Consider the following 21,693-nt stretch of genomic DNA (forward strand, 5'->3'; position numbering starts at 1 on the left):
CATCGTCGCGGTCCAGTCACCCCGGGGTCAGCGGCCAATCCCGCGAAACTGGACTGAAATTCGACCGTTCGTCTTCAGAACCCGTCGGCGTCCGGAGCCGGTCGGGCGACCGCGCCGTTCACCATCGCCAGGCGCTCCAGCAGCGGCGTGACGCGCGGACCCACGAGCGAGCGCATGACCAACCCCATATTGGTGCGCTCCACGCCCGGGATCTTCAGAATGCTGCCGCTCAGCCGGTAGAGGTCCTCGGCGTCGGTCGCCACCACCCGCACGGTCAGATCGGTGGGCCCGGTCATTCCGCAGACCTCGGTGACCTCCGGAATCTCGGCCAGTTCGGCAACCACCGAGTCGAGCCGGTGCTGGTCCACGACCACCGCGACGAAGGCTGCCAAGGGATAGCCCAGCGCCCGCGGATCGACGCGGCGTTCGAAGCTGGCCAGGACCCCGCCCGCCTCCCAGCGAGCCAGTCTGGCCTGCACGGTATTGCGCGACAGGCCCAGGCGCGCCGCCAATTCGACACCCGTGGCGCGGGGGTTGGCCACCAATTCCAGCAACAGCCGGGCATCGGTGGCATCCAGCGGGGCAGAAATGGGCTCCCTGCTGCTCATGGGGATCAGTATGACACTCGCGCCCGGCCCACGACCGAGCATTCTGCACAGTTCGGCGCGCCTTGCTTGCGCAGTTAGCCAGGCAGAGGATGCTGTGTGGTACAGGACACACATCGGTTGCTCGACGGACACAATCCCGAAGCGATGACGGTGTAACCCGGTGTCAGGAGGCGATATCCATGCCCGAGAAGAACACCTACCCGGTGCAGCTCGTACAGCCCGACGGTCGGCGCGTCCACGATCGCGCACACGCTCCCCTGGTCGCCGATATCGACGGCGAACACCTGCGCGCCATGTACTCCGACATGGTCGTGGCCCGGCGCGTCGACACCGAGGCCACCGCCCTGCAACGCCAGGGCCAGCTCGGACTCTGGCCGCCCATGCTGGGCCAGGAGGCCGCCCAGATCGGCTCGGCCCACGCCCTGCATCCCGACGATTACGTCTTCTGTAGCTACCGCGAGCACGGTGTCGCCCTGTGCCGCGGCGTCGCGCCCGAGGAGCTCACCCGGCTCTGGCGCGGTGTGGCCCACTCCTGCTGGGATGCCGACGCGGTCCGGATGACCAATCCGGCCATCGTGGTCGGCGCGCAGGGCCTGCACGCCACCGGCTACGCCTACGCCGCCCACCTCGAGGGCTCCGAGATCGCCACCATCGCCTACTTCGGCGACGGCGCGACCAGTCAGGGCGATATCGCCGAGGCGCTCGGTTTCGCGGCGAGCTGGTCCGCGCCGGTGGTGTTCTTCTGCCAGAACAACCACTGGGCCATCAGCGCACCCGTGCGGGTGCAGAGCGCGACGCCGATCGCCCGCCGCGCGCTCGGCTACGGCATTCCCGGCGTGCAGGTGGACGGCAACGACGTGCTGGCCGTGCTGGCGGTGACCCGGCAGGCGATCGCGCACGCGCGGGCCGGGGCCGGACCGAGTTTCATCGAGGCCATCACCTACCGGATGGGCCCGCACACCACCGCCGACGACCCCACCCGCTACCGCACCGACGCCGAGCTCGAGCTGTGGCGACGCCGCGATCCCATCGACCGCCTGCGCCGGCTGCTGGAACGAGAACATCTGTGGGACAGCGACTTCGAGAACCAGGTGGATGAGCGCACGGCGGACGTCGCGGCCCGGCTGCGCGCCGCCACCCTCACCATGCCCGACCCGGAACCCACGCAGCTCTTCGACCACGTGTACGCCACCCCGCACCGGCTGATCGCGGCGGAAGCCCGCGAGTACGCCGTCTACCTGGAGGGAGCAGGGCGATGAAGACCACGTTCGCGGGAGCCATCCACTACGGACTGCGCCGGTCGCTCGAGGACGATCCGAAGGTCGTGCTCATGGGCGAGGACATCGGCCGCCTCGGCGGGGTCTTCCGGGTCACCGACACGCTGCAGAAGGATTTCGGGAACAACCGCGTCATCGATACCCCGCTGGCCGAATCCGGAATCGTGGGAACGGCTTTCGGAATGGCGCTGCGCGGGCTGCGGCCGGTGTGTGAAATCCAGTTCGACGGATTCGTGTATCCGGCCTTCGACCAGATTGTCTCGCAGGTCGCGAAAATCCATTTCCGGACGCGGGGAAAGGTGATCGCACCCATCACCATTCGCATTCCCTTCGGCGGTGGCATCGGCTCGGTGGAACACCACTCGGAATCCCCCGAGGCGTATTTCGCGCACACGGCGGGGTTGCGGGTGGTGTCGCCGAGCAATCCGGCCGACGCGTATCTGATGATCCGCCAGGCCGTGGCGCTCGACGATCCGGTGATCTTCTTCGAACCGAAACGCCGCTACTGGGACAAGGCCGAGGTGGACTTCGACCGGCTGGACCGGGACGGTGGACCGGCCCTGGACCAGGCCAGAGTCTGCGCGAGCGGGGAGGACGCCACCATCGTCGCCTACGGCGGGACGGTGGCCACCGCGCTCACCGCGGCCGATATCGCGGCCTCGGAAGGACATTCGATCGAGGTGATCGATCTGCGCAGCCTCTCGCCCATCGATTTCGACACCATCGAAACCTCGGTGCGGAAAACCGGGCGGCTCATCGTGGTGCACGAGGCCCCCGTATTCGCCGGGCTGGGAGCGGAAATCGCGGCGCGGATCACCGAACGCTGCTTCTACCAATTGGAATCGCCGGTATTGCGCGTCGGTGGCTTCGACATCCCCTATCCCCCGGCTAAACTCGAACGGCATCACCTGCCCGACCCCGACCGCATTCTCGCCGCGGTCGATCGCACGCTCGCCGCTTGAACCGTTACACGGAGGAAAGCCCGGTGGAAGATCAGCAGCAGGTCCAGGAATTCCGTTTGCCCGATCTCGGGGAGGGATTGGCGGACGCGGAATTCGTGTCGTGGGCGGTCGCGGTGGGCGACACGGTGGCATTGAATCAGGTCATCGCCGAGGTCGAGACCGCCAAGGCACAGGTGGCCCTGCCGAGCCCGTACGCGGGCACGGTGCTGGAGCTGCTGGCGCGGCCGGGCGAGACGGTGCCGGTGGGAGCCCCGCTCATTCGGATCGGGTCCGCGGCCACGGCCACCGCGGCGGCCGACGGGACGGAGACGGCCGACGCGGCTCCCGTCGAACGGCAATCCGTGCTGGTCGGCTACGGGCCCAGTAGCGAGCCGATCTCCCGGCGGGCGCGTCCGACGTCGAGAGCGGCCGACGCACCGGCCAACTCCGGTCGCGCCATGGGATCGGACGGCCCCGAGGGGCTCGGCAGCTCCGCCCCGGCGGGCCGTCCCGCCGCCACCCCGGCCGCCCGGAAACTGGCCCGCGAGATCGGGATCGACCTGGCCGCGGTCATCGGCACCGGCCCGCAGGGCGCGGTCACCGTCGAGGATCTGCACGGCATGCGCCCGGAATCTCTTGGTTCCGGCCATATTCCGATCCACACCCCGCCGCCCGCCACCCTGGTGGCACTGCCCGCGCCCGAGGTGCCGCCCATGCACCGGATCGGGCCCGGCGACGCACCCGCCGAACGCGAAACCCGCACCCCCATCGCCGGAATCCGCAAGCGCACGGCCGCGGCCATGGTGGCCAGCGCCCAGCACATTCCGCAGGCGAGCGCCTTCGTGACAACGGATTTGACCGCGTCCATGGAATTGCTGGAGCATCTGCGGGCGACACCCAGCTTCACCGGGCTGACCCTGACCCCGCTGGCGCTGGTCGCGCGGGCGACGCTGGCGGCGCTGCTCGAGTTCCCGGAGATCAATTCGTGCTGGGACGAGGCGAATCAGGAGATCATTACCAAGCACTACGTGAATCTCGGCTTCGCGGTCGCCACCGAACGCGGGCTGCTGGTGCCCAATCTCAAGGAGGCGCAAGGCTTCACGCTGCGCGATCTGTGCCTGGAGATCGCGGGCGCGGCGGGCAAGGCGCGGGCCGGGACCGCCACGCCCGCCGATCTGACCGGCGGCACCTTCACCATCACCAATGTGGGCGTGTTCGGCGTGGATACCGGTGTGCCGCTGGTGAATCCGGGTGAAGGGGCGATCCTGTGCCTGGGTTCCATCCGCAAGCGCCCGTGGGTGCACCGCGACGAACTGGCGGTGCGCTGGGTGACCAGCCTGGGATTGAGCTTCGACCACCGCATGATCGACGGCGAGCAGGGCTCGCGGTTCCTGGCCAGTGTGGCCGCGCTGCTGGAGGATCCGCTGACCCTGCTCGGCCGGGTCTAGTGCTCGGCGGCCGCCGTAACCACCAGCGGCTCGGCGGCCGCGCGAATGACGGCCGGAATCGGCACCGGCTTGCGCGTCACCTCGTCCACGTAGACGTGCACGAAGGTGCCGGTGGCCGCCAGGTGCAGGCCGTCCGCGCCGTCGCGGAAGATGGCCAGCTCATAGCTGATGCTGGAGTTGCCCAGGCGAGCAATGCGAATGCCCACCCGCAGCTGGTCCGGGAAGCTCAGCGAGTCCATGAACTTGCAGGAGGTCTCCGCCACGATCCCGATCGCGGATAGGTCCCGGATATCCGTCCCGGTCGCGTGAATCAGCCACGCGTTCACGGCCGTATCGAAGTACGAGTAGTACGTCACGTTGTTCACGTGCCCGTAGTGATCGTTGTCCGCCCAGCGCGTCGGCACCGGCCAGAGCACCGGATACACATCCGTCATTTTGCCCTCCGCTTCGCTCCGGGCGGGTTCGCGGCCCCGAAGTCTCGATTCTTCCCTCCCGCCGCTCCTCCGCTTCGCTCCCCCGCTCTGGTCAGTCCAGAATCGAGACGGCCGCGAACCTTTGAGTGGGGGCTTGCCGAGAACGAACCTTAGCTGCTCCGTCCGTGACGGTAGCGGCTCTCAGGCGGAGCGTTCGTCAGGGGTGGCGCGATGGTCCCGGGGGCTGATGCCGTAGTGGCGTTTGAAGGCGGTGGACAGGGCGAAGGCGCTGCCGTAGCCGACCCGGCGGGCGATGGATTCCAGGGTGGCATCGGATTCGTGGAGCAGATCGGCGGCCAGGGCCAGGCGCCAATCGGTGAGGAAGGCCATGGGCGGCTCGCCGACGAGTTCGGTGAAGCGGCGGGCCAGGGCGGCGCGGGAGACGCCGACCTCGGCGGCCAGCGAGGCGACCGTCCACGGGTGGGCCGGATTGTGCTGCATGAGGCGCAGCGCCTTGCCGACCAGCGGGTCGCCGTAGGCGTGATACCAGGCCGGGGCGTCGGCGCGGGAGAACCAGGCGCGCAGGGTGGCGATGAGCAGCAGGTCCAATAGTCGGTCCAGCATGGTCCCCTGGGCGGGTAGGTCCTTGGCGGACTCGTCGACCAGCAGATCCAGTACGCGCGAATCGATTTCGCCGCGGGAGAGCACCGCGATCGGGGGCAGCGCGCGCAGCAGCCGGCGGCTGGCCGCCGATTCGTGCTCGTAGGTGCCGGTGACCAGCACGGTCTGCGCGTCGGCGCTGGTGCCCCAGCTGCGCACGCCCAGACTCAGTGCCTCGCACAGCACTTCGCCGTCCATGGTGGTGGTGATATTGCCGGGCTCGATGAGCACCTGCGGCGCGGTCGCCGGGTCGTCGGCCACCGTGTAGTGGTCGGGCCCGCGGAAGACCGCGATATCACCGGTGCGCAGCTGGCGCGGTGCAACCGGCTTGCCGCCCTTGGGGTCCGGTATCACCCAGCCGCCGCCGCGCACCACCGCCACCAGGGTCAGCGGCGCCTCGTCGCGGATGCGCAGGGACCAGGGCGGGTCGAACGACGAGCGCATGACGAACGCCGCTCGCGCGCGTGGTCCTTCGAGCAGGCTGGCCAACGCATCCATAACAAAGACGATTGCAAATGCCCGAGCGCTTCTCAACCATGTTCGTGCCCGCCGAATCCCGGTGTACTCGATACATGATCATCGAAAACGTTCCCAACAGCGAAAACACCGTTCTCGTGCTCGGCGCGACCGGAAAAACCGGACGCCGGGTAGCCGAGCTGCTGACCGCCCGCGGGGTGCCGGTGCGGGCCGGTTCACGCTCGGCCGCAATCCCGTTCGACTGGACCGACCGGGTTACCTGGGCCGCCGCGCTGGCGGGCGTGGACGCGGTGTACCTGTCCTACCAGCCCGATCTGGCGGTGCCCGGCGCGCCCGCAGACATCAAGGCGCTGACCGTCGCGGCGGCGGCCGCGGGGGTGCGCAAGATCGTGCTGCTGTCCGGACGCGGCGAGCCCGAGGCGCTGGAATGCGAAGCGATCGTGCGGGATTCGGGGCCGATCTGGACCGTGGTGCGGTGCGCGTGGTTCGCGCAGAACTTCAGCGAGGGCGCGTTCGCCGACCCCATCCTGGCCGGCGAGGTGGCGCTGCCCACCGGGGACGTGCCGGAACCCTTCGTGCACGCGGACGATATCGCCGAGGTGGCGGTGGCCGCCCTGCTCGACGACCGGCATGCGGGAGAGATCTACGAACTGACCGGTCCGCGCGCGCTCAGCTTCGCCGACGCCGTGGCCGAGATCGCCGCGGCCACGGGGCGGGAGATCGCGTTCGTCCCGCTCACCCGAACGGATTTCGTGGCCGCGCTGACCTCCTACGGGGTGCCCGCCGACGAGATCAGCCTGCTCGACTATCTGTTCGGGACCGTGCTGGACGGTCGCAATTCACACCTCGCCGACGGGGTGCGCCGGGCGCTCGGACGCGAGCCCCGAGACTTCGCCGAGTATGTGCGCGAGGTGGCGATTTCCGGTGTGTGGTCGGTCACCGCGGACGCGTGACTTGTCGGTGCCGGGGCATACCATGGATATCAAACAGGTTGTACCGCACAAGATTCGGATCACTTCCCGGAGCGTCGACGAAGCCGCGAAGGGGTGAATGCCGGGGAGCTGCCGGGCACACCCGGTAGCGTCGTACCGATGGCCGCTACGATGCCCGCTCCCCGGATCCGAAAGGCCCGCCCGGCGCTGTTCGCGGTGTTCGGCCTCAATGGGATGCTCTCGGCCGTCTGGATCGTGCACATCCCGGCCGTCACCGCGCGCACCGGCGTCACACCCACCACCCTGGGCATGCTGATCCTGCTCATGGCGGCCTGCGCCATCCTCGGCATGCAGGCCGCCGGGCCCCTGGCGGACCGCCTGGGCAGCCGCACCCTCACCGCCGCGGCCGCCACCCTGCTGTCGGTGTCCCTGCTCGGCCCCGCCCACGCCGCCTCCCCGCTCACCCTCGGATTGGCCCTGGCCGCCTTCGGTTTCGGCAACGGCGCGCTCGACGTCTCCATGAACGCCCAGGCCGTCCACATCGAGCGCGCCTACGCCCGCCCGATCATGTCCGCCTTCCACGCCTTCTTCTCCTGCGGCGGCTTCCTCGGCTCCGCCTACGGCGCGGCCGCCCAGCACGCCCATTGGCCCGTCCCTGCCACCTTCGCCCTCGCGAGCGCCTTCGGCCTGGCCACCGTCGCCACCGCCATCCCCCGCCTGCTCCCCCATGCCGAGCCCGCCACGAGCTCGCCGACCGCGGACGGCATCCCGCGCGAGGCAGATCGCGCCATGACGCCCGCCTCGGAAGGTGCCGCCGGGCCGGTGCGCGATGCCGCGCGGCCAGCTTCGGCCGCGGACGACGGCGGCCGTCCGGGCGCTTCGCGAATCCCGCGTCCGGATCCGGCGGTCGACGCGGCGGATCCGCCGGCGGCCGGTGACGGGTCGGGAAGGCTCGGGCGGAGAGTGCTGGCGCTGGGGCTGATCGCGTTCGCGCTGCTGATGGCCGAGGGTGTGGCGGCGGATTGGAGTGCGCTGCAGGTCAAGGGGCGGCTCGGGGTGGACGCGGGCACGGCGGCGCTGGCGTTCGCCGGTTTCTCGCTGACCATGACGCTCGGGCGATTCGGGGCGGATCGGGTGAGCGGGCGGTTCGGGCGGGTGGCGATCGTGCGGTGGGGAACGCTGTTGGCTGCCATCGGATTCGGGCTCGTGGTGGCCTCGGGGTGGCTGCCGCTGACGCTGCTGGGGTGGACGCTGTGCGGGGTCGGGCTGTCGGGCGGGGTGCCGCAGGTGTTCACGGCCGCGGGGAATCTGAGGTCGGCGACGGCGGCCACGGATATGTCGCGGGTGTTCGGGCTCGGCTATGTGGGCCTGCTGGCCGGACCGGCGATCATCGGGTGGCTCGACAAACTGGTGCCGCTCACCGCCGCGATGGTGGCGCCGCTGCTGGCAATGCTGTTGTGCGCGTGGGGAGCCCGGGCCGTCGCGACCGTCAGGCGCTCCGATTCGGCCGTTCCCGGGCGGTAGCCCCGAAGTCGCCGATGACCTCGGCGTGGTCCAGGAAGTCGTCCACCATGCGGTGATTGAGGACGGCGAGGGTCTTCAGATCCTCGGTGTTCCAGTCCGCCAGGGCCTCGGCCATCCAGCCGCGCATGACCTCACGGATGGCTTCGACCGCCCGGCGGCCGGATGCGGTGGGCCGGGCCAGCTGGGCACGACGGTCGTCCGGATCGGGAACCCGCTCGATGTACCCCGCCTTCTCCAGCCGCTGGATCTGGCGGCTGATGTGCGGAGCCTCCACGTCGAGGCGAGTCGCGAGCTCCCCCAAGCGCATCGGTTCGTCCGCGTCGGTGAGCAATCGCAGCAGCGGAACGCTGGCCCGGTCCATCGTGAAACCGCACTTCACCATGGCCTGGTCGTGGCGGCGCACCCGGGTCAGCAGATACGCGACGCGGGCCAGTGCGCGCTCGAGTTCGACAATGTGACCCGCGTCAACTTCGCTGGCGCTTGTGGCTTCCGGTCCCGGCATGTGGTTATCTTACGAAACCCATTTACTTAATTTTGGTAAGTAAACCAAAGGATCGCCGCATGACTACGACCGCTGTCGGTCAGGTCGAGGGGACCAAACCCGAAGACCACTCGAAGGCCCACCTCGGCCTCACCCTGCTCGCGCTGTGCGCGGCCGGCCTCGTCGTGTCGCTGCAGCAGACCGTCGTGATTCCGCTGCTGCCGCGCTTCATCACGCAGCTGCACACCGACGTCGCCGGTGTCACCTGGCTGTTCACCGCCGCGCTGCTCTCCGGAGCCGTTGCCACGCCGTTGCTTTCCCGCTTCGGCGACATGTACGGCAAGAAGCCGATGGTCATGGTCGCCATGGGTGTGCTCATCACCGGCTCGGTCGTCTGCGCCTTCGCCACCACGCTGCCGGTCTACATCGCCGGGCGCGCCCTGCAGGGCATCTCGGCGGCCATGATTCCGCTGGCCATCGGCATCATCCGGGATACCTTCCCGCGCGAAAAGCTGGTCAGCGCAATCGGTGTGGTGTCGGGCACCATGGGCGTCGGCGGCACCGTCGGCCTGCTGGCCACCGGCGTCATCGCCGACCACACCACCGATCCGCACCCGGTCTTCTGGCTGACCGCGGGCCTGGGCGTCGTCGCCACCGTGCTGATTCAGGTGAGCGCCAAGAACAATGGCGTGCGCCACGGCGGCAAGCCCGACTTCGTGGGCGCGGCGCTGCTGGCCGCGCTGCTGGTCTGCCTGCTGCTGGGCATCAGCGAGGGCCCACGCTGGGGCTGGGGCTCCGGTTCGGTGATCGCGCTGTTCGCCGCGGCCGCGGTGCTCACCGCCGTGTGGGTGTTGGTGGAGCTCGAGGTGGAACAGCCGCTGGTGCGCTTGCAGCTGCTGGTCGGGCCGCAGTCGCTGTCGGCCAATATCGCCTCGGCGCTGCTCGGGTTCTCCATGTTCGGTGCGTTCTCGCTGGTGTCCAATTTCATTCAGACCCCGGCGGACAAGGTCGGCTACGGCCTGTCCGGCACCGTGCTCTCGGTGGGCCTCTACGGCATTCCGAGCGCGGCGCTCATGACCTTCTTCTCGTTCAATACCGGTCGCATCTCGGCCAAGATCGGGCCCGCGTACACGATGGCGATCGGCTCGGTGTTCGCCGGTCTGTCCATGGGCTGGCTGGCCGTCTCGCACGACCACAAGTTCGACATGATCATGGCGAATGTGCTGCAGGGCACCGGCTTCGGCATCGGCTACGCGGCGCTGGGGACCTTGGCCGTGCAGCACGTGCCGATGAGCGAGAGCGGCATCGCCTCGGGCATCAACTCGCTGGTACGTACCGCGGGCGGGTCGATCGCCGGTGCGGTCACCGCCTCGATCCTGACCGCGCACGTGATGCATCTGGGTCCGCACGCGGCCGTGCCGACCGAGGGCGCGTACGTGGCGAGCTTCGCGACCCTTGCGATCGGCGCGTTCGGCGCGGCAGCAGTCGCGCTGGGACACGGCCTGCGCCACAACGGGAAATGACCGATTCTCTAGGTCAGAACCTCGGTTCGGTCGCCGTCGACGACCACGACGTGGTCGTCGGTGAGCGCCCAGTGCGGGATATTCGCTGAGACGTACTCGCGCACCAGTTTTCGGGACAGTCCCTCGGGATCGGTCGGCGAGTCCAGGTGCGGGACGATGCGGCGGTCGACCAATCCCAGGCCGTCCCAGCGCGGTTCGGCGTTACAGGCGATGCGGACCTCGTTCGGGTCGTCGATGGCCTCGATGCCGTGCAGGTCGGGGGTCATGACGCAGGCTCCGGCGCTGTAGCCCGCGTAGACCAGCGCGTTCTCGGCGAGGAGCTTGGTCAGCGCGAGATCGGCTCCGCTGCGGGCGAATTGGGTGCGCAGTACGAAGGTGTTGCCGCCGCGCACCCAGACCGCCGGATATTCGCGCAGCCGCGCTTCGACCTCGGCCGGTCGGCCGATGTAGTCGCGCAGATCGAGCACCTCGGGCTGGAAACCCAGGCGGCGCAGCGGAACCAGGTCGCTGGTGACCGCGCCCTGCCAGGCCGAGGGCCAGGCGTCACAGGCGTTCGCGATGACGGCCACCGGGCCGGGCGCGCCGACCAGTTCGAGCAGACGCCGCTGATGAGCGCCGAACCGGTAGCTGGACAGGAACAGTCGCACGGAATCAGATGGTGAAGGCCAGACAGCGGACCAGGCGGTCGCCGAGGTCCGTGTCGCCGGTGACGGTGATCTCGCCCGCGTGCTCGTCGGCCGTGGTGCGGCCGCCCCGCAGGCGGGCGAACAGGCGCGAGTCCAGGGTGATCACGACGGTGGCTGGGGCGTCGAGGGTTTCGACCAGATTGGCCCGTCCGCCGTCGACCGCGATGTGAAGCTGCTGCGGCACCGGCCCGGTGATGTCGAGGGTGAGGCGCGAACCATCCGGTGCGCCCGCGCCTTTGACCGCCGCCCGGCCCAGGGCGGGCAGCAGTTCCGCGGCGGCCGCTGCCCCGCGAGCGCCGCCCTCGTCGACGGAAACGCCCAGACCATCGGCGATATCGTGCTCGTGCATCCAGCAGTCGAACAGGCGAATGCGCATGAAGCGGCCGTAGGGGGCCATGCCCACCGGCGTCGGCACGAGTTCGGCCCAGGTCTCGGGCGTCGTCTGCTCCAGCGCCTTCAGGCGGCGGCCGGTCACCTCGAGGAACCGTTCCAGCAGTTGGGAGCCGGTGAGCGGGCGCAGTGAGGCGATCCACTTCTCGTTCAGCGTGCCGATGTCATTGCGAATGTGCGCGCCGGACACGTCGAGGTCGGGGACCGGTTCGCCGAGCAGGATCGATTCGGTGCCGATCACGTGGGCGAGTACGTCGAACACCGTCCAGCCCGGCAGCGCCGAGGCCGTGCGCCAGCCGGTTTCGTCCAGGCCGTCCACCAGCCGGGTAAGGGCGTCCCACTGGTCGGACAACAGGGCCGTGATCTCCGCGCGGTCGGGCACCGTGTCGGTCATGCGGTGGTCTCTCTTTCTTCGTCGGCGAGCCGGTCCAGGCCGGATCGCAGGGCCGCGGCGGTGGCCTCGGTGTCGTGCGGGCGGCGCAGCACGAAGCCCTTGGCGAAGCGCAGGATGTCGCCGTGGTGGCGCGGGATCACGTGCAGGTGCACGTGGTGGACGGTCTGGAAGGCGGCCTTGCCGTCATTGATCAGCAGGTTCGCGCCGTCGGCTCCGACTCCGGCGCGGCGCAGGGACTTCGCCAGGCGGTGGCCGAAGGAGAACAGCAGCGCGCCCATCGCGGGATCGAGTTCGTCGAGATCGGTGGCGTGCCGCTTGGGGATGACCAGCGTGTGCCCCCGGGCGATGGGCCGGATGTCGAGGAACGCCAGCAGGGTGTCGTCCTCGTAGACCTTGGTCGCGGGTGCGTCGCCCGCGACGATCCGGCAGAAGATGCAGCCACTCACCATGCAGACATTACGGCGTACAGGGTGATGTGCGACACCCCCTGGACGCCCCCGATGCGGCCACAACCGCAGGCACACCTACCGGTAAGTAGCACACGCGATTGTTCGTACTTGTCGACGGACGCACCCCGGCAGAGCATGGAGTTGTCCGGTTTTCTCGCCACACCATGGGATGGGCATCTCCGCTACGCTCACCGCGAACCAGGTACAGTTGCGAGAATTCTCACGAACTTACCGCAAAGTAAGTTCGGCCCACCGTTGGACCGGTGACACGGCCCATACCGACAGGGTGGCCTGGGCTCACCACGAGAAGGAAGTTTGACAAGTGGACACAACGCAGAGCGCACAGACCGCTGCGCCCCGCGGTGCGCGTGTCGGAGTGGTTCGGGAGACGAACCCGGACGAACGACGTGTCGCATTGGTGCCGAAGATCATTCCCGCGCTGCTGAAGCAGGGCGTGGAAGTGATCGTCGAGGCCGGTGCCGGTCTGGGCGCATTGATTCCCGACGAGGCGTACACCGAAGCCGGTGCCACGCTGGGTGATCCGTACGCCGCCGACGTGGTCGTGAAGGTCGCTCCGCCCAACGATGCCGAGATCGCCAAGCTGTCCTCCGGGCAGACGCTGATCGGATTCCTCGCACCCCGCAATGCCGACAACAAGATCGGCGCGCTGAAGAGCGCGGGCGTGCAAGCCTTTGCGGTGGAAGCGATTCCGCGTATCTCCCGCGCCCAGGTGATGGACGCGCTGTCCTCCCAGGCCAATGTCGCCGGCTACAAGGCCGTGCTGCTGGCTGCCTCCGAATCCACCCGATTCTTCCCCATGCTGACCACCGCCGCGGGCACCGTGAAGCCCGCCACCGTGCTGGTGCTCGGCGTGGGTGTCGCCGGTCTGCAGGCGCTCGCCACCGCCAAGCGCCTGGGTGGCCGCACCACCGGTTACGACGTCCGTCCCGAGGTCGCCGATCAGGTGCGCTCGGTCGGTGCGCAGTGGCTGGACCTGGGCATCGACGCCGCCGGTGAGGGCGGGTACGCCCGCGAGCTCACCGACGACGAAAAGGCCGCGCAGCAGCAGGCTTTGGAGAATGCCATCAAGGGCTTCGACGTGGTGATCACCACCGCGCTGGTGCCCGGCCGCCCGGCCCCGCGACTGGTCACCGCCGCCGCCGTGGAGGGCATGAAGCCCGGCAGCGTGATCGTGGACCTCGCCGGTGAGACCGGCGGTAACTGCGAGTTGACCGAACCCGGGAAAACCGTTGTGCGCCACGGTGTCACCATCGCCTCGCCGCTGAATCTCCCGGCCACCATGCCGGAGCACGCCAGCGAGCTGTACTCCAAGAACATCGCCGCCCTGCTCGAGCTGATGCTGAAAGACGGTGCCCTGGCACCCGATTTCGAGGATCAGGTGCTGGCCGATTCCTGCGTCACGCGTGAGGTGGAAGCCTGATGTACACCGAACTGCTGGCGAATATCGCGATCCTGGTGCTGTCCGGGTTCGTGGGCTTCGCCGTCATCTCCAAGGTGCCCAACACCCTGCACACGCCTTTGATGTCGGGCACCAACGCCATTCACGGCATCGTGGTGCTGGGCGCGCTGGTGGTGTTCGGCAAGATCGAGCACCCGTCGGTGCTCATGCAGATCATCCTGTTCGTCGCCGTGGTGTTCGGAACCCTGAACGTCATCGGCGGTTTCGTGGTCACCGACCGCATGCTGGGCATGTTCAAGGCGAAGAAGCCTGCTGCGCAAGAGAAGGCGGCCAAGTAACCCATGGACAATCTGGTCAATATCCTCTACATCGTCGCGTTCGCGCTGTTCATCTACGGTCTGATGGGCCTGACCGGCCCCAAGACCGCGGTGCGCGGCAACTGGATCGCCGCGACCGGCATGGTCATCGCGGTCATCGCGACCTTCATCTCCATCCGCGACACCAACAACTGGATCATCATCGTCGCGGGCCTGGTCGTCGGTGTGGCACTGGGCGTTCCGCCCGCCAAGTTCACCAAGATGACCGCGATGCCGCAGCTGGTCGCCGCGTTCAACGGCGTCGGCGGTGGCACGGTGGCGCTCATCGCGTGGGCCGAATTCCTCGACACCAAGGGCTTTTCCGAGGTGCGCGAGCAGCCCTCGGTGCACATCGTGATCGCCTCGCTGTTCGCGGCCATCATCGGCTCGGTCTCGTTCTGGGGCTCGGTCATCGCCTTCGCCAAGCTCCAGGAACTGCTGTCCGGACGCCCGATCACCGTCGGGCGTCTACAGCAGCCGCTGAACCTGCTGCTGCTGGCCGGTGCGATCGCCGCGGCCGTGGTCATCGGCATCGGCGCGACCAATGACGGTGTGCCGCAGTACTGGATGATCGGTCTGCTGGTGCTCGCGGGCATTCTCGGCCTGATGGTCGTGCTGCCCATCGGCGGCGCCGACATGCCGGTCGTCATCTCGCTGCTCAACGCCCTCACCGGTCTGTCGGCCGCGGCGGCCGGTCTGGCGCTGAACAACACCGCCATGATCGTGGCGGGCATGATCGTCGGCGCGTCCGGCACCATCCTGACCAACCTGATGGCCAAGGCCATGAACCGGTCCATCCCCGCCATTGTCGCGGGCGGATTCGGCGGCGGCGGAACGGCTCCCGGCGCTTCCGGCGGCGGCGAGCAGAAGCAGGCCAAGGCCACCTCCGCGGCCGACGCGGCCATCCAGATGGCCTACGCCAATCAGGTCATCGTGGTCCCCGGCTACGGCATGGCCGTGGCCCAGGCCCAGCACGCGGTCAAGGAGATGGCGGCCCTGCTCGAGGCCAAGGGCGTCGAGGTCAAGTACGCCATCCACCCGGTCGCCGGTCGTATGCCCGGCCACATGAACGTGCTGCTGGCCGAGGCCGAGGTGTCCTACGACGCCATGAAGGAAATGGACGACATCAACGGCGAATTCGCCCGCACCGATGTCGCCCTGGTCATCGGCGCCAACGACGTCACCAACCCGGCCGCCCGCGAGGACGCCTCGTCCCCGCTCTACGGCATGCCGGTCCTGAACGTCGACCAGGCCAAGTCGGTCATCGTCCTGAAGCGCTCGATGAACTCCGGCTTCGCGGGCATCGACAACCCGCTCTTCTACGCCGACCACACCTCCATGCTGTTCGGCGACGCCAAGAAGTCCGTCGGTGCGGTCACCGAGGAACTGAAGGCGCTGTAAGGGATTCATCGAAGTACCCCGTTCTTGACCCGAGGGTCAAGAACGGGGTACGTTGCTTTTCATGGGCAGGCCACGCAACTTCGACGCGGACACCGTGGTGAATCGCGCGATGGAGGCGTTCTGGACCCATGGGTACGCGGGGTGTTCGCCCGCACAGCTCGCGGAGGCCACCGGCATCGGAAAAGGCAGTCTCTACAACACTTTCGGCAGCAAGCGGGAGTTGTTCGATTTGGCCATGGCTCGATATGACCAGATGGGGATGACGCTCGCGCGGGAGGTGCTGTCACAACCGGGGACGACGCGGGAGCGCCTGAGGGCCTGGATGCACCGGATCGTGGACAGCGACCTGGAGCAACCGGTACGGCGGGGATGCATGGTGGTGAATACCGCCATGGAACTCGCCGGCCACGACGCGGAGGCGACCAGGGCGGTGACGACCGCTCACGAGCACATGACCGAGGTGCTGGCCGAGCGCATCGAGCAGGGACAGCGCGACGGCGATATCCAGGCCGAGGTCGATGCGCGCGCCTACAGCGAGTACCTGATGAATGCCATTGGCGGCCTTCGTCTTTCCGCGAAGATCTCGGATGCGGCGACGCTGTACCGGATCGTCGACACCACCCTGTCCACTCTCTGATCAACCCCTGAATCGGCCGCATCCCGCGGCCTTTTCTTTTGCACCAGTTTTTGACCCACAGTTCAAGAAAGGTACGAAACATGGATCTCGGACTGAACGGCAAGACCGCGCTCGTCACCGGAGCCAGCCGCGGTATCGGGCTGGCCGTCGCCGAAGCGCTGGCCGAGGAGGGCGTACGAGTGGTGGGCGTGGCCCGCACCATCACTCCCGAGCTCGAAAAGGTCGCGGCGGCAACAGTTTCCACCGATCTGAGCACCACCGAGGGCGCGCTGGCCGCAGTCGAGGCGGCGCTGGCCGAGCTGGGCGGCATCGATATCCTGGTCAACAATGTCGGCGGCGGCGACATCACCGACATGGAGTTCGGTGGATTCCTCGACGTCCCGGACGAGCAGTGGCGAAAGCTGTTCGACCTCAACCTGTTCGGTGTCGTCACCACCACCCGCGCCGCACTGCCGAGCATTGTCGAGCGGCGCGGCACGGTCATCACCGTGTCCTCGATCAATGCCCGGGTCCCGGCGGTCGGTCCGGCCGGGTACAGCGAGGCCAAATCCGCGCTGACCAGTTTCGGCAAGCGGCTCAGCGAGGAATTCGGGCCGCAGGGTGTGCGGGTGAACACCGTCTCGCCCGGGCCCGTCGGCACCGGCATCTGGCGCGGGCCCGACCACCTCGGCGCGAAGCTGGCCGCGGTCAGCGGTGTGGACCAGGAGCAGTTCCTGAAAAACATGCCGGCGCAGTTCAATATCGCCGCCGGGCGCATTGCCGAGGCGCACGAGATCGCGGCGCTGGTGACCTTCATGGCCTCGGAGCGATCCGCCATCATCAACGGCGCGGACTACGTCATCGACGGCGGCATCGTGAAGACGGCCTGAGCTACAGGTAGAGCCCGGTGCCGTGTTCGGGGTGGGTATTCGCGACGGCGTGCAGATCGCGTTCGCGCAGCACGTAATACGCCTGCGCCTGAATCTCCACCTCGAACTGGTCATCGGCGCTGAAGAGCACCTGATCGCCCACGCTCACCGCGCGTACGTGCGAGCCCACCCCGCACACCTCGCCCCACGAGAGGCGCTTGGCCACCTGGGCGGTGGCCGGGATGAGAATGCCACCGCTGCTGCGCCGCTCGCCCGCCTCCGGGCTGAGCTTGACCATGACGCGGTCGTGGAGCATCTGGATTTCTAGCTTGGCATCGGACACCGCGGCAGTGTACTGCGCACGGACAATCGGTTACGCCTCGGTATTGGATCGCGGCCCGGCCGCGGTGTTCGATCCCGGCGCGACGATGCGGCGGATGGCGTCCTTGATCCAGGCCCGCTGCTCCTCGGGATCGGCATCCCCGCCCAGGGTGAAGGCGGCGACCTGCGGAACCGCCAGCGGGTAGTTGATCATCGACATCAGCAGCATGAGCACCTGACCCGGCGGCATGTCCGCGCGCATCAGCCCCTTGCCCTGCGCGCCCTCGACCTTCTGCCGCTTCTCCAGGTAACGGCCGCAACGCAATTCGCCCGCCGAGGCGTTCTCCCGGCCCAGTTCCAGGGCCTCCCACTGCAGCAGGCGCAGCAGTTCCGGGTGCTCGCGGTGGTAGTCGATGTGCTGGTCGATCCAGGTGTCGAGGTCCTCGATCTCGGTGGTGACCGAACCGGCGACGGCCAGCATGGTCTTCTCCAGCACCGCGTGGAAGAGCTTCTCCTTGTCGCCGAAGTAGGCGTAGATGAGCTGCTTGTTGGCCTTGGCATTGCGGGCGATGCGGTCCACCCGGGCGCCGGCGATCCCGTACTGCGCGAACTCGGCGGTCGCGGCCTCGAAGATGCGCGCCTTCGTCGCCTCGGGATCCCTGATGGCTGCCATGACATCGATGGTAACCAACCAACTGGTTGACAAGCGGCGGGGACGGGTGGAATTCTTCAACCAACCGGTTAGTTACAAGACTCGAGTCTCCGGCGCAACGACGCGCCGACGCCTCCCACACACACCCCCTTTCACGTTCGGGAGAACGACGTGACCACTCTCGAAAACCGGGCCGCCACAACGGTTCCCGTAACGACCGGACCGGTCGAGTTCGCCGCCCGCTGGCGCGCCCTGCCCGTCATCCTCAGTGCCATGTTCATGGCGATGTTCGACTGGTTCGTCGTGAACGTCGCCGCCTCCTCGCTGCAACACGACCTGCACGCCGGGGAGTCGGCGCTGGAACTCATCGTCGGCGGCTACGGCTTCGCCTACGCCTCGGGCCTGATCACCGGCGGCCGCCTCGGCGACCTGCACGGACACCGGCGACTGTTCGTGCTCGGCATGCTGGCGTTCACCGCCGCCTCGCTGCTGTGCGGGCTCGCCCCCCATGCCTGGGCGCTGGTCGCGTTCCGGGTGTTGCAGGGCGGCACCGCGGCGCTCATGGTGCCGCAGATGTTGGCCCTCATCAACACCCTGTTCCCGGCGCACGAAAGGCCCCGGGCCATGGCGGCTTTCGGCGCCACCATCGGGCTCGGCGCGGTGTCGGGACAGATCCTGGGCGGGGTGCTGCTCGACGCCGACCTGTTCGGCTGGGGCTGGCGCAGCATCTTCTACATCAATGTGCCGATCGGGCTGGTCGCCGCCGGGCTGGCCGCGCGGTGGCTGCCGCGGCACGAGCAGACCCAGCGACCGAAGCTGGATCCGGTTGGCGCGCTGGGCATCTCGGCCGCGCTGGCACTGCTGCTGGTGCCCATCACGCTGGGGCGGCCCGCGGGCTGGCCGGTGTGGACCTGGGTCAGCATGGCGGCCTCGATCCCGGTACTGCTGCTCACCGTGCGCTATGAGAATCGGCTCGGCGAGCGCGGCGGCGAACCGGTGCTCGACACCGGGATGGTGCGCGAACGCGGATTCAGCCTCGGGCTGGTGATCGCGGGCGGGTATCTGACCTTCTTCGCCGGGTTCATGCTGTGCCTGACCCTGATGCTGCAGAACGGACTCGGATTGTCGCCGCTGGCCGCCGGATTGGCGTTCGCGCCGCTGGGGCTGTGCTTCGCGGGCAGTTCGTGCTTCCTCGCGCCGCGGGTCGCGGCCCGGATCGGGAACCGGGTGATGGTGCTCGGCACGCTGACCAGTCTCACCGGGCTGGGGATCACGCTGGCGGTGCTGGTCGGCATGGGCGGTGAGGTCACCGCACTGGCGCTGATCCCGGGCATGATGATCGTCGGCACCGGGAACGGGCTCACCATTCCCTCGGTCATCGGGGCGGTGCTGTCCTCGGGCATTCCGGCCCGGCAGGCGGGCATGGCCGCTGGGGTGCTCACCACCTCGCAGCAGTTCGGAAACGCCATCGGGGCAACGGTTCTCGGCGTGATCTTCTTCAGCGCGCTGGGTGCGAACCACAGCACCGGCGGGTATGTGACCGCGATGGAGATGGCCGCGCTCGGCGGAGTCGCGGTGCTGGTGGTCGTGCTGGCCGCCGCCCTCGCCCTGCCCAGCGCGACGACCGCCCTGCCGAAGGCCGCTGCCGCACGCTGAGCAGCACGCACGAAGAAGCCACGGGTTCCGGACAAATGCGCCCGGAGCCCGTAGTTTCTGGTTCGTGGACATCGATCTCGACGAACTGCGCGGTCTGCTCCCGGTCGGCATGGTGGTGACCGACCCGGATGTGCTCGGCGGATACCGCCAGGATCGCGCGCTGGATCCGGACGCGGGGATCGCGCTGGCGCTGGTCCGCCCGCTCACCACCGAGCAGGTCGCGACGACGGTGCGCTGGGCGCACGGGCATCGGGTGCCGATCGTGCCGCGCGGGGCCGGAACCGGACTGTCGGGTGGCGCGACCGCCCAGTCCGGGGCGCTGGTGCTGAGCACCGAGAAGATGCGCGAGATCAGCGTCGACCCTGTGACGCGGACGGCGGTGGTCCAGCCGGGGCTGCTGAACGCGGAGGTGAAGCGGTCCGTCGCCGAACACGGGTTGTGGTACCCGCCCGATCCGTCCTCGTTCGAGATCTGCTCGATCGGCGGCAACGCGGCCACCAACGCGGGCGGGCTGTGCTGCGTGAAGTACGGCGTCACCACCGATTACGTGCTCGGCATGGAAGTCGTGCTGGCCGACGGGACCGCGGTGCGGCTGGGCGGGCCGCGGCTCAAGGACTCCGCGGGGCTGTCGCTGACCAAGCTGTTCGTGGGCAGCGAGGGGACGCTGGGGATCATCACCGAACTGACATTGCGGCTGCTGCCCGCGCAGCCGCCGCAGTCCACCGTGGTCGCCACCTTCCCGACACTGACCGCCGCCACCGACGCGATCCTCGCCATCACCGGCCAATTGCGGCCCTCCATGCTGGAATTCATGGATTCGGTGGCCATCAACGCCGTCGAGGACGAACTGCGCATGGGCCTGGACCGAGACGCCGCGGCGCTGCTGGTGGCACGCTCCGACGCACCCGGCGAACACGCCGGGCACGAGGCCGACATCATGCTGGCCGCTTGCGAAAAGGCCGGGGCGACAGAGGCGTTCCGCACCGACGACCCGGACGAGGGCGAAGCCTTCTGCGCCGCAAGGCGATTCGCCATCCCGGCGGTGGAACGCAAAGGGCCGCTGCTGCTCGAGGACGTGGGCGTCCCGCTGCCGCGGCTGGGCGAACTGGTCACCGGCATTGCCGAGATCGCCACGCACCGGCGGGTGCTCATCTCGGTCATCGCGCACGCGGGTGACGGCAACACCCACCCGCTGATCGTGCACGACCCCGCCGATCCGGCCGAATCCGAACGCGCCCACCTGGCCTTCGGCGAGATCATGGAGCTGGCGATCGGGCTGGGCGGCACCATTACCGGCGAGCACGGCGTCGGACGGCTGAAGAAGCCCTGGCTGCCCGATCAGCTCGGGCCCGACGTGATGGCGCTCACGCGCCGGATCAAGGATGCGCTGGATCCGCACGGGATACTGAATCCCGGCGCGGTGATCTGACCGGCGCGGCGGAACAATCCGTATGACAAGGGAGTTCACACCGGTCATGAGCACGAAGCTGGAACACAATGCCGACGCGACCCGCTACGAGATCTATCTCGACGGCACGCTCGCGGGCTACGCCGACTACGCGGAACGGGTCGACGGCGACGCCCGGGTCCGCGACATCCAGCACACCCTCACCTTTCCCGAGTTCCGGGGCCGCGGCGTGGCCGCGCAGGTGGTCGAGTTCGCGCTCGAGGATGCCCGGTCCGAAGGCTTCTCGATCATCCCCACCTGCTGGTACGTCGAGAAGTACATCGGCGAGCACCCCGAATACGCCGACCTGGTGGCCTGATTCGCGCGGCCCGGTTCGCGGGCCTGCTCCGGCCTAGTTCGCGGGATGGTGCCGGCGCTGCCAGACCCGGAAATGCCGGTCGGCGCTGCCCACCATCGCCTCGCACACCTTCGCGTCGTCGAAGCCCGGCAGCGACTGCAGCTTCGCCAGGAACGCGGTATCGGCCGCCGAATACGGCACCACGCAACCCTTACCGGTAGCCCCGATCAACACGAAGAACACATCCCCCGCGAACGGCCCGTCCGCCGCCGTAATGATCCGCACCTCTGCCAGTTCCGTCCACGCGACCTCTTCCACCCGTCCGTCGGCCAACGTACGCCGGACGAAGGTGTCGTTGATTTCGACTCCGGCCATGGCTCCATAGTGCCCCCAGCATCCCCACCCGAACAGCCCTCTAACCCGTGCTTTACCTGAGGAAGCCAGAAAGAAACGC

The 21,693-nt window shown here is 68.5% G+C and carries 24 protein-coding genes; 14 read left to right on the forward strand and 10 right to left on the reverse strand.

Going from position 1 to position 21,693, the window contains the following annotated elements:
- Positions 1-74: 74 nt before the first annotated feature.
- Entirely contained in the window at positions 75-608 is a 534-nt protein-coding gene (locus NS2_RS00830; protein ID WP_033085078.1) for an Lrp/AsnC family transcriptional regulator, read from the reverse strand.
- Between the two features lie 179 nt (positions 609-787).
- Between NS2_RS00830 and pdhA the strand changes: the two genes are divergently transcribed.
- From pdhA to NS2_RS00845, 3 genes are read left to right on the forward strand one after another with little or no spacing between them, the layout of a single operon-like run.
- Entirely contained in the window at positions 788-1,867 is a 1,080-nt protein-coding gene (gene pdhA, locus NS2_RS00835; RefSeq protein WP_033085079.1) for a pyruvate dehydrogenase (acetyl-transferring) E1 component subunit alpha, read from the forward strand.
- The gene (locus tag NS2_RS00840) at positions 1,864-2,847 is read left to right on the forward strand and encodes an alpha-ketoacid dehydrogenase subunit beta (RefSeq protein ID WP_033085080.1); all 984 of its coding nucleotides are present in this window, start codon (positions 1,864-1,866) and stop codon (positions 2,845-2,847) included. The genes pdhA and NS2_RS00840 overlap by 4 nt, the downstream gene beginning before the upstream one ends.
- Positions 2,844-4,274: a dihydrolipoamide acetyltransferase family protein gene (locus NS2_RS00845; RefSeq protein ID WP_228102512.1), complete on the forward strand. Its 1,431-nt coding sequence runs from the start codon at positions 2,844-2,846 to the stop codon at positions 4,272-4,274. The genes NS2_RS00840 and NS2_RS00845 overlap by 4 nt, the downstream gene beginning before the upstream one ends.
- On the opposite strand, the gene NS2_RS00850 is transcribed toward NS2_RS00845, so the two are convergent.
- Positions 4,271-4,708 (reverse strand): acyl-CoA thioesterase, encoded by a 438-nt coding sequence (locus NS2_RS00850; RefSeq protein ID WP_033085081.1) that lies wholly within the window; start codon positions 4,706-4,708, stop codon positions 4,271-4,273. The two genes, NS2_RS00845 and NS2_RS00850, sit on opposite strands and share 4 nt — an antisense overlap.
- Positions 4,709-4,888: 180 nt before the next feature.
- On the reverse strand, positions 4,889-5,845 hold the full coding sequence (locus NS2_RS00855; protein WP_033085082.1) for an AraC family transcriptional regulator: 957 nt from the start codon (positions 5,843-5,845) through the stop codon (positions 4,889-4,891).
- Positions 5,846-5,919: 74 nt separating this feature from the next.
- On the opposite strand from NS2_RS00855, the gene NS2_RS00860 reads away from it, so the two are divergent.
- Both NS2_RS00860 and NS2_RS00865 read left to right on the forward strand, forming a co-directional pair.
- The gene (locus NS2_RS00860) at positions 5,920-6,777 is read left to right on the forward strand and encodes an NAD(P)H-binding protein (protein ID WP_033085083.1); all 858 of its coding nucleotides are present in this window, start codon (positions 5,920-5,922) and stop codon (positions 6,775-6,777) included.
- 138 nt (positions 6,778-6,915) lie between these two features.
- Positions 6,916-8,280 carry an MFS transporter gene (locus NS2_RS00865; protein WP_033085084.1) on the forward strand — a complete coding sequence of 455 codons (1,365 nt, stop codon included), beginning with the start codon at positions 6,916-6,918 and terminating at the stop codon, positions 8,278-8,280.
- On the opposite strand, the gene NS2_RS00870 is transcribed toward NS2_RS00865, so the two are convergent.
- Positions 8,246-8,782 carry a MarR family winged helix-turn-helix transcriptional regulator gene (locus tag NS2_RS00870; protein ID WP_155239949.1) on the reverse strand — a complete coding sequence of 179 codons (537 nt, stop codon included), beginning with the start codon at positions 8,780-8,782 and terminating at the stop codon, positions 8,246-8,248. The two genes, NS2_RS00865 and NS2_RS00870, sit on opposite strands and share 35 nt — an antisense overlap.
- Positions 8,783-8,841: 59 nt before the next feature.
- On the opposite strand from NS2_RS00870, the gene NS2_RS00875 reads away from it, so the two are divergent.
- Complete coding sequence (locus NS2_RS00875) at positions 8,842-10,284, forward strand: MFS transporter (RefSeq protein WP_033085085.1); 1,443 nt, start codon at positions 8,842-8,844, stop codon at positions 10,282-10,284.
- Between the two features lie 8 nt (positions 10,285-10,292).
- On the opposite strand, the gene NS2_RS00880 is transcribed toward NS2_RS00875, so the two are convergent.
- Genes NS2_RS00880 through NS2_RS00890 form a run of 3 tightly spaced genes read right to left on the reverse strand, consistent with a single transcriptional unit; the run spans position 10,293 to position 12,200 of the window.
- Positions 10,293-10,931, reverse strand: coding sequence for a Type 1 glutamine amidotransferase-like domain-containing protein (locus tag NS2_RS00880; RefSeq protein ID WP_036545492.1), 639 nt, complete (start codon positions 10,929-10,931; stop codon positions 10,293-10,295).
- 4 nt (positions 10,932-10,935) lie between these two features.
- Positions 10,936-11,754: a maleylpyruvate isomerase N-terminal domain-containing protein gene (locus NS2_RS00885; RefSeq protein ID WP_045437105.1), complete on the reverse strand. Its 819-nt coding sequence runs from the start codon at positions 11,752-11,754 to the stop codon at positions 10,936-10,938.
- A complete protein-coding gene (locus tag NS2_RS00890; RefSeq protein WP_033085145.1) occupies positions 11,751-12,200 on the reverse strand; it encodes an HIT family protein in 450 nt (149 codons plus the stop codon). The genes NS2_RS00885 and NS2_RS00890 overlap by 4 nt, the downstream gene beginning before the upstream one ends.
- Before the next feature lie 325 nt (positions 12,201-12,525).
- Between NS2_RS00890 and NS2_RS00895 the strand changes: the two genes are divergently transcribed.
- From NS2_RS00895 to NS2_RS00915, 5 genes are all read left to right on the forward strand, one after another.
- A complete protein-coding gene (locus NS2_RS00895; RefSeq protein WP_033085087.1) occupies positions 12,526-13,644 on the forward strand; it encodes a Re/Si-specific NAD(P)(+) transhydrogenase subunit alpha in 1,119 nt (372 codons plus the stop codon).
- Positions 13,644-13,961 (forward strand): NAD(P) transhydrogenase subunit alpha part 2, encoded by a 318-nt coding sequence (locus tag NS2_RS00900; protein ID WP_033085088.1) that lies wholly within the window; start codon positions 13,644-13,646, stop codon positions 13,959-13,961. The genes NS2_RS00895 and NS2_RS00900 overlap by 1 nt, the downstream gene beginning before the upstream one ends.
- 3 nt (positions 13,962-13,964) lie before the next feature.
- Entirely contained in the window at positions 13,965-15,380 is a 1,416-nt protein-coding gene (locus NS2_RS00905) for an NAD(P)(+) transhydrogenase (Re/Si-specific) subunit beta (RefSeq protein ID WP_033085089.1), read from the forward strand.
- A gap of 61 nt (positions 15,381-15,441) precedes the next feature.
- Positions 15,442-16,017, forward strand: coding sequence for a TetR/AcrR family transcriptional regulator (locus NS2_RS00910; RefSeq protein ID WP_033085146.1), 576 nt, complete (start codon positions 15,442-15,444; stop codon positions 16,015-16,017).
- 80 nt (positions 16,018-16,097) lie between these two features.
- On the forward strand, positions 16,098-16,886 hold the full coding sequence (locus tag NS2_RS00915) for an SDR family oxidoreductase (RefSeq protein WP_033085090.1): 789 nt from the start codon (positions 16,098-16,100) through the stop codon (positions 16,884-16,886).
- Position 16,887: 1 nt separating this feature from the next.
- Here NS2_RS00915 and NS2_RS00920 read toward each other — a convergent pair whose 3' ends face one another.
- Both NS2_RS00920 and NS2_RS00925 read right to left on the reverse strand, forming a co-directional pair.
- A complete protein-coding gene (locus NS2_RS00920) occupies positions 16,888-17,208 on the reverse strand; it encodes a GroES family chaperonin (protein ID WP_033085091.1) in 321 nt (106 codons plus the stop codon).
- Between the two features lie 30 nt (positions 17,209-17,238).
- Positions 17,239-17,859: a TetR/AcrR family transcriptional regulator gene (locus NS2_RS00925; protein WP_033085092.1), complete on the reverse strand. Its 621-nt coding sequence runs from the start codon at positions 17,857-17,859 to the stop codon at positions 17,239-17,241.
- A gap of 150 nt (positions 17,860-18,009) precedes the next feature.
- Here NS2_RS00925 and NS2_RS00930 point away from each other — a divergent pair, with 150 nt between their 5' ends.
- The 3 genes from NS2_RS00930 to NS2_RS00940 all read left to right on the forward strand — a co-directional run bounded on the left by NS2_RS00930 (position 18,010) and on the right by NS2_RS00940 (position 21,260).
- Positions 18,010-19,494: an MFS transporter gene (locus NS2_RS00930; RefSeq protein ID WP_045437100.1), complete on the forward strand. Its 1,485-nt coding sequence runs from the start codon at positions 18,010-18,012 to the stop codon at positions 19,492-19,494.
- Positions 19,495-19,558: 64 nt separating this feature from the next.
- Positions 19,559-20,923 carry an FAD-binding oxidoreductase gene (locus tag NS2_RS00935; protein ID WP_096490411.1) on the forward strand — a complete coding sequence of 455 codons (1,365 nt, stop codon included), beginning with the start codon at positions 19,559-19,561 and terminating at the stop codon, positions 20,921-20,923.
- 46 nt (positions 20,924-20,969) lie between these two features.
- Complete coding sequence (locus tag NS2_RS00940; protein ID WP_033085093.1) at positions 20,970-21,260, forward strand: GNAT family N-acetyltransferase; 291 nt, start codon at positions 20,970-20,972, stop codon at positions 21,258-21,260.
- Positions 21,261-21,293: 33 nt separating this feature from the next.
- Here NS2_RS00940 and NS2_RS00945 read toward each other — a convergent pair whose 3' ends face one another.
- Positions 21,294-21,614 (reverse strand): hypothetical protein, encoded by a 321-nt coding sequence (locus tag NS2_RS00945; RefSeq protein ID WP_033085094.1) that lies wholly within the window; start codon positions 21,612-21,614, stop codon positions 21,294-21,296.
- Positions 21,615-21,693 lie beyond the last annotated feature (79 nt).

It is taken from the genome of Nocardia seriolae NBRC 15557 (assembly GCF_007990715.1).
Lineage (GTDB): Bacteria > Actinomycetota > Actinomycetes > Mycobacteriales > Mycobacteriaceae > Nocardia > Nocardia seriolae.

Excerpts from the sequence above, each read along its gene's own strand:
- NS2_RS00830 (WP_033085078.1), bottom strand. The coding sequence starts at position 608 with ATGAGCAGCAGGGAGCCCATTTCTGCCCCGCTGGATGCCACCGATGCC.
- pdhA (WP_033085079.1), top strand. The coding sequence starts at position 788 with ATGCCCGAGAAGAACACCTACCCGGTGCAGCTCGTACAGCCCGACGGT.
- NS2_RS00840 (WP_033085080.1), top strand. The coding sequence starts at position 1,864 with ATGAAGACCACGTTCGCGGGAGCCATCCACTACGGACTGCGCCGGTCG.
- NS2_RS00850 (WP_033085081.1), bottom strand. The coding sequence starts at position 4,708 with ATGACGGATGTGTATCCGGTGCTCTGGCCGGTGCCGACGCGCTGGGCG.
- NS2_RS00855 (WP_033085082.1), bottom strand. The coding sequence starts at position 5,845 with ATGGATGCGTTGGCCAGCCTGCTCGAAGGACCACGCGCGCGAGCGGCG.
- NS2_RS00860 (WP_033085083.1), top strand. The coding sequence starts at position 5,920 with ATGATCATCGAAAACGTTCCCAACAGCGAAAACACCGTTCTCGTGCTC.
- NS2_RS00865 (WP_033085084.1), top strand. The coding sequence starts at position 6,916 with ATGGCCGCTACGATGCCCGCTCCCCGGATCCGAAAGGCCCGCCCGGCG.
- NS2_RS00870 (WP_155239949.1), bottom strand. The coding sequence starts at position 8,782 with ATGCCGGGACCGGAAGCCACAAGCGCCAGCGAAGTTGACGCGGGTCAC.
- NS2_RS00875 (WP_033085085.1), top strand. The coding sequence starts at position 8,842 with ATGACTACGACCGCTGTCGGTCAGGTCGAGGGGACCAAACCCGAAGAC.
- NS2_RS00885 (WP_045437105.1), bottom strand. The coding sequence starts at position 11,754 with ATGACCGACACGGTGCCCGACCGCGCGGAGATCACGGCCCTGTTGTCC.
- NS2_RS00900 (WP_033085088.1), top strand. The coding sequence starts at position 13,644 with ATGTACACCGAACTGCTGGCGAATATCGCGATCCTGGTGCTGTCCGGG.
- NS2_RS00905 (WP_033085089.1), top strand. The coding sequence starts at position 13,965 with ATGGACAATCTGGTCAATATCCTCTACATCGTCGCGTTCGCGCTGTTC.
- NS2_RS00910 (WP_033085146.1), top strand. The coding sequence starts at position 15,442 with ATGGGCAGGCCACGCAACTTCGACGCGGACACCGTGGTGAATCGCGCG.
- NS2_RS00915 (WP_033085090.1), top strand. The coding sequence starts at position 16,098 with ATGGATCTCGGACTGAACGGCAAGACCGCGCTCGTCACCGGAGCCAGC.
- NS2_RS00925 (WP_033085092.1), bottom strand. The coding sequence starts at position 17,859 with ATGGCAGCCATCAGGGATCCCGAGGCGACGAAGGCGCGCATCTTCGAG.
- NS2_RS00940 (WP_033085093.1), top strand. The coding sequence starts at position 20,970 with ATGAGCACGAAGCTGGAACACAATGCCGACGCGACCCGCTACGAGATC.
- NS2_RS00945 (WP_033085094.1), bottom strand. The coding sequence starts at position 21,614 with ATGGCCGGAGTCGAAATCAACGACACCTTCGTCCGGCGTACGTTGGCC.